This is a genomic window from Streptococcus sp. 27098_8_66 (genome assembly GCF_041431945.1).
GTDB classification, from domain to species: Bacteria; Bacillota; Bacilli; order Lactobacillales; family Streptococcaceae; genus Streptococcus; species Streptococcus dentalis.
The window spans coordinates 193,953-208,530 of the sequence record NZ_JAPVYS010000003.1; the positions used below are offsets into that span (position 1 = coordinate 193,953).

Annotated in this window: 12 protein-coding genes; 1 reads left to right on the forward strand and 11 read right to left on the reverse strand. The window is 42.9% G+C overall.

Going from position 1 to position 14,578, the window contains the following annotated elements; genetic code table 11:
* Positions 1-40 precede the first annotated feature (40 nt).
* The 4 genes from secA to manA all read right to left on the reverse strand — a co-directional run bounded on the left by secA (position 41) and on the right by manA (position 6,914).
* Positions 41-2,560, reverse strand: coding sequence for a preprotein translocase subunit SecA (gene secA / locus O3642_RS04240; protein ID WP_371605467.1), 2,520 nt, complete (start codon positions 2,558-2,560; stop codon positions 41-43).
* A gap of 174 nt (positions 2,561-2,734) precedes the next feature.
* Positions 2,735-4,579, reverse strand: coding sequence for an APC family permease (locus tag O3642_RS04245; protein ID WP_371605468.1), 1,845 nt, complete (start codon positions 4,577-4,579; stop codon positions 2,735-2,737).
* A 370-nt stretch (positions 4,580-4,949) separates the two neighbouring features.
* Positions 4,950-5,690, reverse strand: a complete 741-nt coding sequence (locus tag O3642_RS04250) for a MerR family transcriptional regulator (protein WP_049523116.1) — start codon at positions 5,688-5,690, stop codon at positions 4,950-4,952.
* A gap of 279 nt (positions 5,691-5,969) precedes the next feature.
* Positions 5,970-6,914, reverse strand: a complete 945-nt coding sequence (gene manA, locus O3642_RS04255) for a mannose-6-phosphate isomerase, class I (protein ID WP_049522813.1) — start codon at positions 6,912-6,914, stop codon at positions 5,970-5,972.
* Between the two features lie 115 nt (positions 6,915-7,029).
* On the opposite strand from manA, the gene queG reads away from it, so the two are divergent.
* Positions 7,030-8,169: a tRNA epoxyqueuosine(34) reductase QueG gene (gene queG / locus O3642_RS04260; protein WP_371605469.1), complete on the forward strand. Its 1,140-nt coding sequence runs from the start codon at positions 7,030-7,032 to the stop codon at positions 8,167-8,169.
* A gap of 347 nt (positions 8,170-8,516) precedes the next feature.
* Here the strand turns inward: queG and O3642_RS04265 are convergent, their stop codons facing one another.
* The 7 genes from O3642_RS04265 to O3642_RS04295 form a co-directional block, all read right to left on the reverse strand.
* Positions 8,517-8,861 carry a GNAT family N-acetyltransferase gene (locus O3642_RS04265; protein WP_371605470.1) on the reverse strand — a complete coding sequence of 115 codons (345 nt, stop codon included), beginning with the start codon at positions 8,859-8,861 and terminating at the stop codon, positions 8,517-8,519.
* A gap of 89 nt (positions 8,862-8,950) precedes the next feature.
* The gene (locus O3642_RS04270; RefSeq protein ID WP_371605471.1) at positions 8,951-9,142 is read right to left on the reverse strand and encodes a hypothetical protein; all 192 of its coding nucleotides are present in this window, start codon (positions 9,140-9,142) and stop codon (positions 8,951-8,953) included.
* A gap of 83 nt (positions 9,143-9,225) precedes the next feature.
* On the reverse strand, positions 9,226-9,741 hold the full coding sequence (locus O3642_RS04275; protein ID WP_155172476.1) for a phosphatase PAP2 family protein: 516 nt from the start codon (positions 9,739-9,741) through the stop codon (positions 9,226-9,228).
* Positions 9,742-10,006: 265 nt separating this feature from the next.
* A complete protein-coding gene (locus tag O3642_RS04280) occupies positions 10,007-11,767 on the reverse strand; it encodes an ABC transporter ATP-binding protein (protein ID WP_371605472.1) in 1,761 nt (586 codons plus the stop codon).
* Positions 11,760-13,562: an ABC transporter ATP-binding protein gene (locus O3642_RS04285; RefSeq protein ID WP_155172482.1), complete on the reverse strand. Its 1,803-nt coding sequence runs from the start codon at positions 13,560-13,562 to the stop codon at positions 11,760-11,762. The genes O3642_RS04280 and O3642_RS04285 overlap by 8 nt, the downstream gene beginning before the upstream one ends.
* Positions 13,559-14,005, reverse strand: coding sequence for a MarR family winged helix-turn-helix transcriptional regulator (locus tag O3642_RS04290; protein WP_371605473.1), 447 nt, complete (start codon positions 14,003-14,005; stop codon positions 13,559-13,561). Before O3642_RS04290 ends, O3642_RS04285 begins: the two co-directional genes overlap by 4 nt.
* A gap of 135 nt (positions 14,006-14,140) precedes the next feature.
* On the reverse strand, positions 14,141-14,551 hold the full coding sequence (locus O3642_RS04295; RefSeq protein ID WP_371605476.1) for a peptide deformylase: 411 nt from the start codon (positions 14,549-14,551) through the stop codon (positions 14,141-14,143).
* Positions 14,552-14,578: the final 27 nt, after the last annotated feature.

Here is a 14,578-nt window from a genome sequence, read left to right on the forward strand (position 1 = left end):
TGCTACCTAGACCCATCCTCTTTCTATTTCAGAGGAGCTCTTAAAATTTACGTCCGTGACAGTTTTTAAATTTCTTACCTGAACCACAAGGGCATAAATCGTTGCGTTTCACTTGTGACAAGTCAATATCTGCTGGAATATCTTGTCGTTGCGCTGCAATGTTGCGAGTCGCAGTTGTTGAAATACTGTGTTCCGTACGTGGACGTTCTTGTTCGTGAATTTGGGCTTTCATCATGAGACGAGTCACATCAAATTCAATCGATCCGATCATATCGTTAAACATACGGAAACTTTCTGATTGGTATTCTACCACTGGGTTATTTTGCGCATATCCACGGAGTCCAACCGCATTTCGCAATTGATCCAGAGCATCGATATGGTCCGTCCACTTGCTGTCCACCACACGAAGGATCAAGACTTTTTGGAATTCTTGCACAGACTCTTCGTCACGCAATTTCGCTACTTGGCTAGCATAGATTTCTTCTGCACGTGCATACAAGTAATCGATGACTTCCTTGTCAGATTTTCCTTCAATATCGCTTGCAGAAATCGTATCTTCCGGAACCAAATTGTATTTGGCAAAGTTCAAAATCGCTTCGATACGTTCTTCCTTGCTTGAGTGGCTGGCTCCTTCAACAATCCGTTTGATGGTCCGTTTGATCATGGCCTTGATCTCAGGCGCCAAGTCACGGTTTGCTGTGATGACATCATAGCGTTCAGCGTAGATAATTTCCCGTTGTTCCCGCATCACGTCATCGTATTGAAGGACTTGTTTACGAGTATCGTAGTTGTTTCCTTCAACCCGTTTTTGTGCACCCTCTACCTGACGGGTGAACATGTTTGAACGGATGACCGATTCTTCTTCACTCAACTTGAAGCGATCAAGCACTGCTTTGATCCGTTCAGAACCGAAACGGCGCATCAATTCATCTTCAAGAGACAAGTAGAATTGAGATTCACCTGGATCCCCTTGACGTCCTGAACGTCCACGAAGCTGGTTATCGATCCGACGGCTTTCGTGGCGTTCTGTCCCGATGACACACAGTCCACCGAGTTCGCGAACACCTTCACCAAGCTTGATATCCGTACCACGTCCGGCCATGTTGGTCGCAATGGTAACAGCGCCACGTTGACCAGCGTTCATGATAATTTGCGCTTCTTTGTAGTGGTTTTTCGCATTCAAAACTTCGTGAGGAACACCTGCTTGAACCAACAATTGAGAAAGGTAATCACTGGTTTCAACGGCAACAGTACCCACGAGGACTGGTTGACCTTTTTCATGACGAGACTTCACATCTTCCACAACAGCCTTGAATTTTGATTTCAAGCTTGGGTAGAGAAGGTCTGGATGATCAATACGGGCAATCGGACGGTTGGTTGGAATTGGAATCACGCGAATGTTATAAATTTCACGGAATTCTTCTTCTTCGGTTTTCCCTGTCCCTGTCATCCCTGACAACTTCTTGTACATACGGAAGAGGTTTTGGTAAGTAATCGATGCAGATGTTTTAGTTTCTTCTTGGACTGGAACACCTTCTTTGGCTTCGATCGCTTGGTGAAGACCATCAGAATAACGACGTCCTTCCATGGTCCGTCCAGTAAATTGGTCGACGATCAAGATTTCTTGATCTTCGCTAACCACATAGTCGATATCCAAAATCATGATGTAGTTTGCACGAAGGGCATTGTCGATAAAGTGAGTCAAAGCTACGTTTTCAATATCGTACAAGTTTTCAAGATTAAAGTAGCTTTCTGCCTTGTCAATACCAGAATCAGACAAACCAATGGTTTTAGAGGGAACATCGATAATGTAATCATCCTCTGTCAAGGTTTTCACATAAGCATCAGCCATGTGATAGAGCTGACTCGTATCAGAAGATGTCTGACCAGAAACGATCAATGGAGTACGCGCTTCGTCAATCAAGATTGAGTCTACCTCATCGACCAAGGCGTAGTTCAATGGACGTTGAACCATGTTTTCTGCACGCACAACCATGTTGTCACGCAAATAGTCAAATCCGATCTCTGAGTTGGTTGAGTAAGTGATATCACAGAGGTAAGCTTCTTTTTTCTCAGCTGGAGATTTCGCTGCAAGGTTGATCCCTACTGAAAGGCCAAGCCATGAGTAAAGTTCTCCCATCTCTGTTGCATCCCGCTCTGTCAAGTATTCATTGACGGTAACAACGTGCACGCCTTTACCAGACAATGCATTCAAGTATACAGGCATGGTAGCTGTCAGGGTTTTTCCTTCCCCTGTACGCATCTCTGGAACGTCACCATGGTGAAGAACGATCCCCCCCATAACCTGTACCTTGTATGGGAACAAACCAAGTACCCGTTTCGCCCCTTCACGGACAACCGCAAAAGCCTCATACAAGAGATCATCCAAAGACTCACCGTCTTGGTAGCGTTGCTTAAACTCAACTGTTTTAGCTTTTAATTCGTCATCTGACAAAGCTGCCATTTGGTTTTCATAAGAAAATACCTTATCAGCCATTTTTTCCAGGCGTTTGATTTCGCCTCGATCATTTTCAATAATTGTTTTTAATAAATTTGCCATTTTTTTCCTTACTTTGAATCTTTTAAAATTTAAAACGTTCTTTTTATTCTAGCATTTTTTTAATATTTTTTCAAGATCAATGCTGTATCTTACAGGACATTTTAATAATTTTTTTCGTGTTGAAGGATTCAAAAAAATGCCTGCTTAAGCAGACATCTTTTCTTTGTTCGATGTTTATTCAGACAAATGGTAAGAATAGCTTGCTACAACCACTTCTTCATGCCAACGAAGAGCGTACTTCAATTTCAAACTCATCTGGTTGTGGAGAACATTTTGCCAATGTTTTTTAGGGATGAATTGAGGAACTAAGACTGTAACGGTATTCCCCTTTTTCTTAGCTTCCTCAGCTACTTTCGCAACAAATTCAACCGTTGGCTGGATAATATCCCGGTAACTCGTCATGATATTTTCAAAGCGAATATGAGGGAAATAATGCTTAAATTCTTCTGCTACCTCAGCATCTTTGACCTTGGTTTCTTCCGTTGAGACGTGCATGGCTACAACATCGTTTCCTAGGCTGTTTGCATAACTCATTGCTCCCACACTTACCTGGGTGACATTCCCAACAAGGACAATCACGGTATTTCCCGCATAACTTGTCTTTTCAATCTGACCTCCCAAGCGTAATTGGGCCGCAACTTTATCATAGTGATTACGGATGCTCAAGAACATCCAAAGCAAGAGACCAATGATAGGGAAGAAGGGCCAGATCTCACGCAAACGGAATAATAAGAGGATCAAGACAATCCCATAACAGATGGCTTCCCCCAGGATATTGGCAAGGGAATACTTAAGAAATCCTTTTTGATATTGGCGTTTCCAGTGGATCACCATCCCTGTTTGAGAAAGTGCAAAAGGAATGAAGACCCCAATGGTATAAAGCGGAATCAAGCTTTCTGTTTGTCCATCAAAAATCAAGAGCAAGACGATGGCACCAATCGCCAAGGTCAAAATCCCATTAGAATAGCCCAGACGATCCCCTTTTTCCATATACATGTGGGGCATGTATTTATTTTTAGCCATGTTAAAGGCCAACATTGGAAAGGCGGAGAAGCCAGTATTAGCCGCAACTGCCAAGATCAAGGCTGTTGATAATTGGAAGACATAAAAGAAGGCTTGTCCGACTGGGGAATTCCCTAAGATAGCTTGGGCCATTTGGGCTAGAGTCGTTACCCCTTTTGCCGGAACGACACCCACCCAGTAATTGAGGAAGGTAATCCCTGCAAACATGATCCCCAAAATCAAAGCCATAATGGTCAAGGTAGAGGCTGCATTCTTTGCTTTTGGTTTCTTAAAGAAAGGAACCGAATTGGAGATGGCTTCAACCCCTGTTAGTGAAGCCGATCCACTCGTAAAGGCCCGCAACAAGAGAATGACACTAACCCCTGAAATAGTTTGGCCCACATGAGCAGTCGCGTTATAAGCCAAATGACCTGTCAAAATTTGGATCACACCATAGCCGATCAAGGCAATAGTACTGACAATGAAAAGGTAGACCGGAATCATCAATGATGTGGCCGACTCGCGCAGTCCCCGAAGGTTCATCAACATCAAGATCAAGACCAACAAAATGGAAATGTGAAGATTATAAGGATGAAGAGATGGAATCGCTGACGTAATGGCATCTGCACCGGAAGACACAGATACTGCTACTGTCAGCATGTAGTCAACCAAGAGACTACCACCAGCGATCAAACCCGCTTTCGGAGACAAGTTCTCCGTAGTTACCATATAGGCTCCTCCCCCTTGGGGGTAGGCATGAATGACCTGGCGATAAGAAATCGTTAAACTGGCTAGGAGAACCAGGACCACAATCCCAATTGGAATGGACCACCAAATGGCTCCCGCTGAAACGGTCATCAAGACCAGGATAACTTGCTCTGGACCGTAGGCGATAGAAGAAAGCGCGTCACTGGAGAGCATGGCCAAGGCCTGCATTTTCCCAAGCAACCCGCCTTCACCTTCTGCACCAGATTTCAACGGACGGCCAATAAACCATTTTTTCAATGTTGAAAACATAAAAAACTCCTTGAAAAAAGTTCATGAGGCTGGGAATTCCCTGCCTCTTTTCATAAAACAGGGGTTATTCTACTCTTTTTTTCCAAGACTGTCAACCGAAATTGTGAAATTTTCATAAAGTTTTCATTGTGTTCATTCAACCTCTCTTAGATAAGTCAGCTTCTTTTCAAATTTATCCAAGCAAAAAACGAGGCTGGGACAAAAATCCTAGCCTCTCCATTATTTTTGGATTGTCGAGCAAGACGCAGTGGTTGAGTGGGCTCTACTACGCTGTTTTCATCAGTTTTTACAGTCCTACTCAACTGTGCGGAGGTGGGTCGACGAAATCGAATTCTAACGAATTACCGATTTCTGTCCCACTCTCTCTTTTTTATTTGGGTTGATGTGCCACATAGTGGGCAATGACATCCGAAGTGTACTGGGCTGTGCCAGCTCCAAACTTGTCGATGTTTTCCTTGAATTCTGGGTTATAGACATAGCCTTTGCCGATATGGCCAAAAACCTCTATAGAGCAGTCAAATCCATACGTTCGAATTGCTTCTAAAAGTTTAGCTGCCTGATTTTGATTTTCATTTGCGGATACGGATAGACCATCTTTGAGATTTTGCGCCAAAGTTTGAAAAACTTGGTTGAAGGCTTCCGTAGCCTCATCTTCACGCCCCTTTTGGCGCTCAAGCGCTTGGTCCATGACTTCTTGACCGTACTTCTCTACCGCCTCTTGCTGGTATTTTTGAGTATCTTGATAGCTAAATCCAGTGAATTTTTCCTCAATGGTCATTTTTCTTTCTCCTTTTTGTTCTTGAATGGTTTTTTGCAAGGTAGAAATCAAGGTATCCAGACGTTGTCTTTCTTGAGTCAAATAGTCCAACTGTTTGGTCAAATGGGGCAATAAGTTAGCTTTTTCTTCAGCTAAGAGTTCTGCTATTTGGTCTAAGGAAAATCCTAGATACTTGTAGTAGAGAATCACCTGTAATCGTTCTAAATCTTCTTGACTGTATGTCCGATAACCATTTTCAGATTTCACAGGAACGAGAAGTCCTATCTTGTCATAGTGGTGCAAGGTCTTGACAGAGACACCCGACAGCTCTGCAGCTTCTTTGATATGGTACATGATTTCCTCCTTGTACTCAATGAAAATCAAAGAGCAAACTAGGAAGCTAGCCGCAGGTTGCTCAAAGCACTGCTTTGAGGTTGTAGATAGAACTGACGAAGTCAGTAACATATATACGGTAAGGCGACGCTGACGTGGTTTGAATTTGATTTTCGAAGAGTATTACAAGGATAGTATAACCCCTCCCCTTAGGTCAGAGTCAAGGCTTAACATAAAAAAAGTTTTCAGATAAAAAAGGCTTGAGTTGTTTCACAACTTTTAACTCAAACCCTTTCTTTTTTATGGATGACTCACGATCAATTCTAAACCTTGCCCTTCCAAAGTCCAAGATTCAACATCGCTCGGTAAGATAAAGTGACTTCCTTTTCGAATAGGATAATCCTTTCCATCTACCGTCAATTTTCCTTCTCCGGCTAAGACGCTTAACAAGCTGTAATCAGCAGTCTTTTCAAAATCAGCTTTTCCAGTCAGTTCCCACTTATAAACGGTGAAGAAGTCACTTGCAACCAAGGTGGTCATTCGAAGATCATCGACAACAACTGTATCTGGATGACTATTTGCCGGCTCACCGATGTTTAACACATCAATCGATTTTTCCAAGTGAAGCTCCCGCAAGTTTCCTTGAGCATCCTTGCGGTCAAAATCATAAACCCGGTAGGTGGTGTCACTCGACTGTTGGGTTTCAAGAATCAAAATTCCAGAACCAATGGCGTGCATGGTCCCGCTTGGCACATAGAAGAAATCTCCAGCCTTGACTGGAACCTTTGTCAGCAAAGCATCCCAGTTCTTGTCCTCAATTTGCTGACGGAGTTCTTCTTTTGACTTGGCATTGTGCCCATAGATAATCTCAGATCCTTCATCAGCCGCAATCACATACCAACACTCAGTTTTTCCAAGTTCTCCTTCATGTTCCATTGCATAGGTATCATCTGGGTGCACCTGTACACTGAGCCAATCGTTGGCATCCAAAATCTTTGTTAATAAAGGAAAGACAGGCTCTTTACGATTACTGAATAATTCCCGGTGCTCTTGATAGAGCTGATCCAATCCCATTCCTTCGTATGGACCATTGGCTACTTTAGAAACACCATGTGGATGGGCTGAAATCGCCCAAAATTCACCGACATGGTCGCTCGGAATTTCGTAACCAAATTCTTCTTTCAGACGAGTTCCTCCCCAAATTTTTTCCTGCATGACTGAATGTAAAAATAATGGTTGTCCCATAATATCCTCCTCGCATTTCATGTTTCTATTATACAAAAAAAAGAAAGTTTTTGAAAGCCCTTCCCATTATTTTCCTCTCTCGCCAAAAACTTCATTTTTGTGTATAATGAAAGGGATGACACTAAAAGAAAATATTATCCAACTGGCGCATTCTATTGGGATTTCAAAAATTGGATTTACAACTGCTGATGACTTTGCTTATTTGGAAAAATCGCTCCGCTTGGCCGTTGAGGAAGGACGGAATTCTGGATTCGAGCATAAGAATATTGAAGAGCGCATCCAACCCAAATTAAGTCTCTCCTCCGCAAAGACCATCATCTCAATCGCTGTCGCCTACCCCCACAAACTCAAGCAACAACCTCAAAAAACAGCCTATAAAAGAGGAAAATTCACTCCAAACAGCTGGGGGTTAGACTACCATTATGTCCTTCAAGACAAGCTCAACCGCTTAGCTACTGGGATTGAAGAAATGACGCAGGATTTTGAATACAAGGGCATGGTCGATACTGGAGCATTGGTTGATACGGCTGTCGCCCAACGAGCAGGGATTGGCTTTATCGGAAAAAATGGCTTGGTCATTTCAAAAGAATACGGTTCTTACATGTTTCTGGGCGAATTGATTACCAACCTCGAAATCGAACCGGATCAGCCAGTCGACTATGGTTGTGGAGACTGTCGGCGTTGTTTAGATGCTTGCCCAACCTCCTGTTTAATCGGAGATGGCTCTATGAATGCCAAACGCTGTTTGTCCTTTCAAACTCAGGACAAGGGCATGATGGACCTAGAATTTCGCAAGAAAATTAAAACGGTCATCTATGGCTGTGACATCTGTCAGATTAGCTGCCCTTATAACAAAGGGCTAGATAATCCCTTAGCAACAGAAATCGATCCAGATCTGGCTCATCCAGAGTTGATTCCTTTTATCGAGCTGTCCAACGGACAATTTAAGGAAAAATTCGGGAACGTTGCTGGAAGCTGGCGAGGTAAGAATATCCTCCAACGCAATGCTATTATCGCACTAGCCAATGCCAATGACCGCTCGGCCATCCCTAAACTCCTGAACATCATCGAAACTTCACAAAATCAGATCCATATTGCAACGGCTATCTGGTCTTTAGGGCAACTGCTTCGTGAAGTCACGCCAGACCTTGTTGAGCTCTTATGGAATATCAAGAATCCGACCGATGCTATCATAGAAGAACGAACTGCTTTCTTTGAAAAATTCGGTGTTCGAGCTGATCCACAACTACAATGAAAAAACACTAAGGTTGTAACCTTAGTGTGAGGGCGTATACAAATTGCTATTTTATACAAATCTATTAACTTCTGTAAAAATAAAAAAATTATTCGTTAGAATTATTCAATCATCAACTGAAACTTTCCGACGTGAGAAAAGCTCTTGAAACTATTCAGTTTCAAGAGCTCGGGAGTTTTGAGAGTAAAACAGTTCGGGGAACTGTTTTAGCCAGAGTCCAAAAATTGAAAAGCGAAGGGGCTCAAAACTAAGTCATGGAACTTCTTCAAAGTTCGCTGACGTCCGTACTCACCTAAGGAAAGTTTCTAAAATGACTTTGTCATCAATCTGACACTAAGGTTGTAACCTTAGTGTTTTTTTAGTTCCTTCAAGAAATACCAGCTCCCCATTTCTACATGATTAAAGCTAATCACACTTGAATAGACTTCCTTGTAACCATTTTTCGTGTAAAAATAGACATTTCCTTTGGTATTGGTATAAAAGGCTAGTTTTTTTCCTTGGATCTCTTCCAAGAAAGGCTCAATTCCTTCTGTCATAAAGCGACTGCCATAGCCCTGGCGTTGGTGTTTAGGGGCGACTGCGAGAAGCATCAAATACCAATCAAAATCTACATTTTGCTCCAATTCCTTATCCGTGTCCTCCATAAATATCAAATAGGACAAGATATTCTTCAAGGAGATAAACTTGAGCAACCCGATTCCTCCATTCAAAAGATAGAGCCGAAAAGGAATCGGTCCCTTTTGCAACAAGGCAACTGCATAAATTTCAGTATTTTTTTCTGCTACAAGGCAAATATGGTGCTTAAAAAAATCCTTACTAAGATGCGTATCATTTTTTCAACAAAAACAGGGTATTGTTTCAGATCCCGAACCAAATCCTTGATAACTTTTAAAAATAGATAGTCCTCAAAGGCTGTACTGGCTACTCGAACCACCTGATCCAGATCTGCTTTTTCTGCTTTTCTGTACTTCATCTTCTCTCCTCATTCAAGTCCTCCTTCCAGTATACACTATCACTCGCTCTTGAACAAAGGTCAATTTTCAGAAATTTGTTCATTTAAAGTAGCAAAAAGAGTTCACCCCAGATGAGTCCTAATACCCACGCGGCGAAGACATCCTTAGGATAATGAACCCCTCCAAGAACTCGGACAAAAGCTAACAGAAGAGATAGGAGCATCGAGCACATTCCTAACAGAAGCGACAACTGACAGACACACATGGAGATAATGGTCGCCGAAAAAACATGTCGGCTGGGAAAGGAATGTCCGGATGAATTTTTTTCTAATAACGGTTGAAGTTCCCATTTCTCATAAGGTCTCGGAACATTAACCCAATGGCGAAAGATGCTTAACAAGACAAAGCCAGAAGCAGGAATCCAGATAAAAGGCCAGATTCCTCCAATCGAAGTTTTCTTTAAAAACAGCCAACAAAAGACTAGACTGTAGATGACTGGCATGGCGAACGTCAAGATTCGATTCATCCTTTGAAGGGCCTGCACACGATTTGGTTTTCTCGTAAAAGGCAAGGTTAGCCAACGATAAAATTTCGAATAATCTTGAAGATTGGGCATCATGTTGACCCTCCTGTCTTTCATCTTATTTTATACTACTAGTATACGCGATCCTAAGAAAGCCTGTCAAGCCAGGCTTCTGTTTTATCCTTTCTTTCTTATTATTCACATGATTCAGCTTCAAAATCTGATGATTTATCATTTTTCTGTCTCCAAGAAACGTCTTTTCAAATTTTTCCTGCAATAAAAAAAATAGGATGAAAGCACAAGGAAATGGCCTTCTATCCTATTTTTTCACTTTGTATGTTACGCCCTTTGTATCTTATTTTTACGCTACTTCTTCTGTGAATTGGCTATTATAGAGATCAGCATAGAAGCCATTTTGGCTCATGAGTTCTTGGTGGTTGCCTTGCTCGATAATATTTCCATCTTTCATCACGAGAATCAGATCCGCATTACGGATAGTGGACAAGCGATGGGCAATGACAAAGGAAGTTCGGCCTTCCATGAGTTTGTCCATGGCTTTTTGAATCAACTCTTCTGTACGGGTATCAACAGATGAGGTTGCTTCATCCAAGATGAGGAGCGGGGCGTCCTTCAAGAGGGCACGCGCAATGGTCAAGAGTTGCTTTTGACCAACAGACAAGGTCACTGAATCATCTAGCACGGTATCATAGCCATTCGGCAAGGTCCGGATAAAGTGATGGACCCCAACCGCTCGAGTTGCTGCTTCGACCTCTTCATCCGAAATATCGGTTTGATTGAAGACCAGGTTTTCCCGGATAGTCCCTTCAAAGAGCCAGGTATCTTGTAAGACCATCGAAAAGGCATCATGAACTTCTTCACGGCTCATGGCCTTGGTATCCACTCCATCGATAGCAATTTTACCAGCTTGAATATCGTAAAAACGCATCAAGAGATTGACCATGGTCGTCTTACCAGCACCTGTCGGACCAACAATAGCCACTTTTTGCCCAGGCTTCGCTTCAGCTGTAAAGTCATGGATAATGGTCTTATCTGGTGAATAGCCAAAACGAACATGCTCAAATTTGACATGACCTTTTGTTGCTTCCAATTGGCGTGTTTTTTGGGATTCATCTTCCATTTCTTCTTCGTCTAAGAATTCAAAGACACGCCCCATAGCAGCACTGGCTGATTGCAATTGGGTAATTCCTTGGGCCATTTGACCAATTGGTTGGGTAAAGATGCGGACATAGGTCATAAAGGCCACAATGGTTCCGATGGTAATATCCCCATTAATGGTGAGGACAGCCCCAACGATACAGACCATGACATAGCCGAAATTCCCTACAAACTGCATCAAGGGCATCATGATCCCAGAGAAGAATTGGGATTTCCACATGCTATGGTACAAATCTTGGTTGATGGTATCAAAATGATCTTTGGCCTGATGACGGCCATTATAGGAAATGACAACATTGTGGCCACTATAGATTTCTTCAACATAGCCTGAAACTTTGGCAAGATTATCTTGTTGCTGTTTAAACAAAGGCTGACTCTTAACCATAATGATGCTGGAAAGAGCAAAGCCGGCAAAGACGGATACAATCGCTGTGACAGCCAAGTGCCAGTCCGTCTTAAACATCATAAAGATGGAGCCAATTAATAAGACGATAGAGGAGACCATTTGAACCAAACTTTGGTTAAAGGATTGGGTCATCAAATCCACGTCATTGGTCACACGAGACAAGGTATCTCCTTGTTCATGACTATCAAAATATTGGAGGGGTACGCGATTGATCTTTTCAGCGATGGCATTGCGCAAGCGTTCTGCAAAGCGCTGAATCATCGTTGAGATAATGAAGCTACTGCTGTAGGACACCAGTGCTCCAACTCCATAAAGAATGGCTAAGGTCAGGGCAATCGAAGTGATCTTGTCAATATCAATGGCGCCTCCCATCCCTTTTGTGATGGTATCCGTGATTTCTTTTAACTTATCCGGTCCAATAACCGTGATAATACTCGATACGATCGAAAAGAGGATAGCAATTCCAAAAAATAGGTGGAAGCCCTTCAAATAGGGAGAAAGTTGACTCCAAAGGGACGATTCTTGTTTTGTTTTATGCATGTTCCAACTCCTCCTTAGACAATTGTGAATAGGCAATTTCTTGATAGACTTCATTGGTCGCAAGCAATTCCTTGTGTGTTCCTTGACCGACGACCTTTCCTTGATCCAAGACCAAGATCAAATCTGCATCCATAATGGTCGAAATCCGTTGGGCAACAATCAAATTAGTCGTATCTGCCAACTCTTCTTTTAGGGCTTGTCGCAGAATCTGATCCGTTTTGTAATCCAGGGCTGAGAAGGAATCATCAAAGATGAGGATCTCGGGCTTGCGTGCCAGAGCACGCGCAATGGCCAAGCGTTGCCGTTGACCGCCAGAGAAGTTGCTTCCTCCTTGCGCTACTTCTGTATCCAAGCCCTTCTCTTTTGCGGCAACAAACTCTTTGGCTTGGGCCAATTCAAGAGCTTTCCAGATGGCTTCATCCTCTAATTTTCCTTGACTACTTTCTCCAAATTCCATATTGGAGCGAATCGTGCCACTAAAGAGCACCGCTTTTTGGGGGATATAGCCGACTTTATTGTTCAATTCTTGGTAGCTATAATCCTTGACATTCACCCCATCCACTAAGATCTTTCCTTCTGTCGCATCGTAGAAGCGCGGAATCAAGTTGACCAAAGTGGATTTCCCAGAACCGGTTGATCCGATGAAGGCTACGGTTTGTCCTTTCTGAGCTGAGAAGGTCACATGTTCAATCACAGCACGGGAAGTCCGTCCATATCGGAAGGAAACATCTTGAAATTCAACGGTACCCTCTTGGCCTGTTGTTTCTTTTAACTCACTTGGGAAGGCTACAGACGGCTCTAAAGCTAAGACCTGGTTGATTCGTTTGGCAGATACCAAGGCACGAGGAAGAATAATCAAGATGGCCACCATCATCATAAAGCCAACGACAACCTGCATGGCGTAAGAGGAGAAGGTGATCATATCGGAGAAGACCTTGGTCCGATCCGCTAATGCAGGACTGGTGAGGATCTCTGTAGGATCTTTTGGCATAGCGATATCATTGATCAAGTGCGCCCCAATCCAGTAGATAGCAAGGGTCAAGCCACTTGATACCACTGTCATGACAGGGTTCATCAGAGACATCAAACGATAAACAAAGAGATTTAGACGGGTTAAGCCCTTGTTTTCAGCCTGGAATTTCTCATTTTGATATGCTTCCGCATTGTAGGCGCGAACGACCCGCACCCCTGTCAAACTCTCCCGTGTCGTCGCATTCAAAGCATCGGTCAAACCTTGAACCTTTTGCTGGCGCGGAAAGGCAATCAGAACCAGAACAGATAGCAGAATCAAGACCATCAAGACCGCAATCCCAACAGACGTTGTCCAAGCATCGCTCTTGCCCCAAATCTTGGTCAAAGCCCAAATTGCCATAATGGGACCACGCGTCACGACTTGCATCCCCATCACAATCATGATTTGCAATTGAGTCAAATCGTTGGTCGTCCGGGTCAAGAAAGAGGGAACAGAGAATTTCTTGATCTCGGCATCAGAGTAATCCATCACTTGATGGAAAATCTCTCCTCGAAGCCGCGTCGTAAAGCTGGCAGCGACTCTTGAAGCCAAAAAGCCTACAAAAACTGCCATCAAAAAGCTTCCAAAAGAGAAGAGCAACATCTTGCTTCCCGGATCCATAATATCAGAAACCTTAGTCCCATCCTTGGCTAAGAGGGTCGTGATATCGGATAAGTATTCAGGAGTCTTTAAATCCATCCAAACAGCCAGACAGATAAAGACCGTACTAAGGGCAATCATGCCCCATTCTTTGGCGGTTAACCGTCGAAATATATTGATCATTCCTCGCTCCTTTTTTTCATATTCTCATAAAATTGATGCATGACCTTGAAAAAGATGGCCAATTCTTCTTCTGATACACCAGCCATCATCTTCTGGTCCACTTTCTCAAAGAATTGTTTCATGTCATTCAACTTGTTTTTCACACTGTCTGTTAGGTAGATATACTTGGCCCGTTTATCGGTCGGACTAGGCTCTAAATAAATAAAGCCATTTTTCTCCATCCGCTTGATCAGGTTACTCGTCACTGATTTTGCGATATGAAGTTCCTGCTCAACATCCCGAATCAAGGTCACTTTTCCCTCCTTTTCACGATGAGATAAGAAGCTCAATACCTGACCTTGTGGTCCTGCGCTAAATTCAAGCCCCTGCTTCTTGGCCTCTCTTTCTACCATGAGGTGAATGAGATGGCCGATCTTTTTAAATTCTAGTAAAGGTTTGTCCATCATTTCCTCCAAATAGTTCTCTTGAGAACTATAAAGTTACTATGAGAACTATTTTAACACAAAAAAGATCCCTGTCAAGAAAAAAGTTTCCATAAGAACTAAAAAATGGAGCCGAATCGACTCCATCCATCACCTTTAGATAATAATGCCTTCTAGATGATCCATTTCATGCTGACAGATCTGGGCTGGAAAACCTGACAAATGAATTGTTTTTGCTTTCCAATTCACATCTCGATAGGCCACTGAAATATCCTCATAACGAGTGGTCGGCCGACTCCCCACCAAGGACAAGCATCCTTCCTCTGTTTGGTAAGGCTTTTTCTTTTCAAGGAGAACCGGATTAAACAGGACCAGATTTTCACTCCCCATTCGAATGATAATCGCCCGTTTTTTCACCCCGATCATATTAGCCGCTAAACCAACACACTCAAGGAGATGAGCATTTAAGGTGTCCTGCAAATCCAAAGCCAAGGTGCGATCCTCAGGTGTCGCTTCTTCTGACTTTTGACCCAAGAATAAGACATCTTTTACAATATTCTTTTTCATTCCTTCCTCACTTCTTGATAGATAGAC

What these genes read in the sequence shown, in the direction of transcription:
- O3642_RS04245 (WP_371605468.1), bottom strand. Translation starts at nt 4,579, where the DNA reads ATGTTTTCAACATTGAAAAAATGGTTTATTGGCCGTCCGTTGAAATCT.
- manA (WP_049522813.1), bottom strand. Translation starts at nt 6,914, where the DNA reads ATGGGACAACCATTATTTTTACATTCAGTCATGCAGGAAAAAATTTGG.
- secA (WP_371605467.1), bottom strand. Translation starts at nt 2,560, where the DNA reads ATGGCAAATTTATTAAAAACAATTATTGAAAATGATCGAGGCGAAATC.
- O3642_RS04280 (WP_371605472.1), bottom strand. Translation starts at nt 11,767, where the DNA reads ATGCATAAAACAAAACAAGAATCGTCCCTTTGGAGTCAACTTTCTCCC.
- O3642_RS04285 (WP_155172482.1), bottom strand. Translation starts at nt 13,562, where the DNA reads ATGATCAATATATTTCGACGGTTAACCGCCAAAGAATGGGGCATGATT.
- O3642_RS04290 (WP_371605473.1), bottom strand. Translation starts at nt 14,005, where the DNA reads ATGGACAAACCTTTACTAGAATTTAAAAAGATCGGCCATCTCATTCAC.
- O3642_RS04275 (WP_155172476.1), bottom strand. Translation starts at nt 9,741, where the DNA reads ATGATGCCCAATCTTCAAGATTATTCGAAATTTTATCGTTGGCTAACC.
- O3642_RS04295 (WP_371605476.1), bottom strand. Translation starts at nt 14,551, where the DNA reads ATGAAAAAGAATATTGTAAAAGATGTCTTATTCTTGGGTCAAAAGTCA.
- O3642_RS04270 (WP_371605471.1), bottom strand. Translation starts at nt 9,142, where the DNA reads ATGAAGTACAGAAAAGCAGAAAAAGCAGATCTGGATCAGGTGGTTCGA.
- O3642_RS04250 (WP_049523116.1), bottom strand. Translation starts at nt 5,690, where the DNA reads ATGTACCATATCAAAGAAGCTGCAGAGCTGTCGGGTGTCTCTGTCAAG.
- queG (WP_371605469.1), top strand. Translation starts at nt 7,030, where the DNA reads ATGACACTAAAAGAAAATATTATCCAACTGGCGCATTCTATTGGGATT.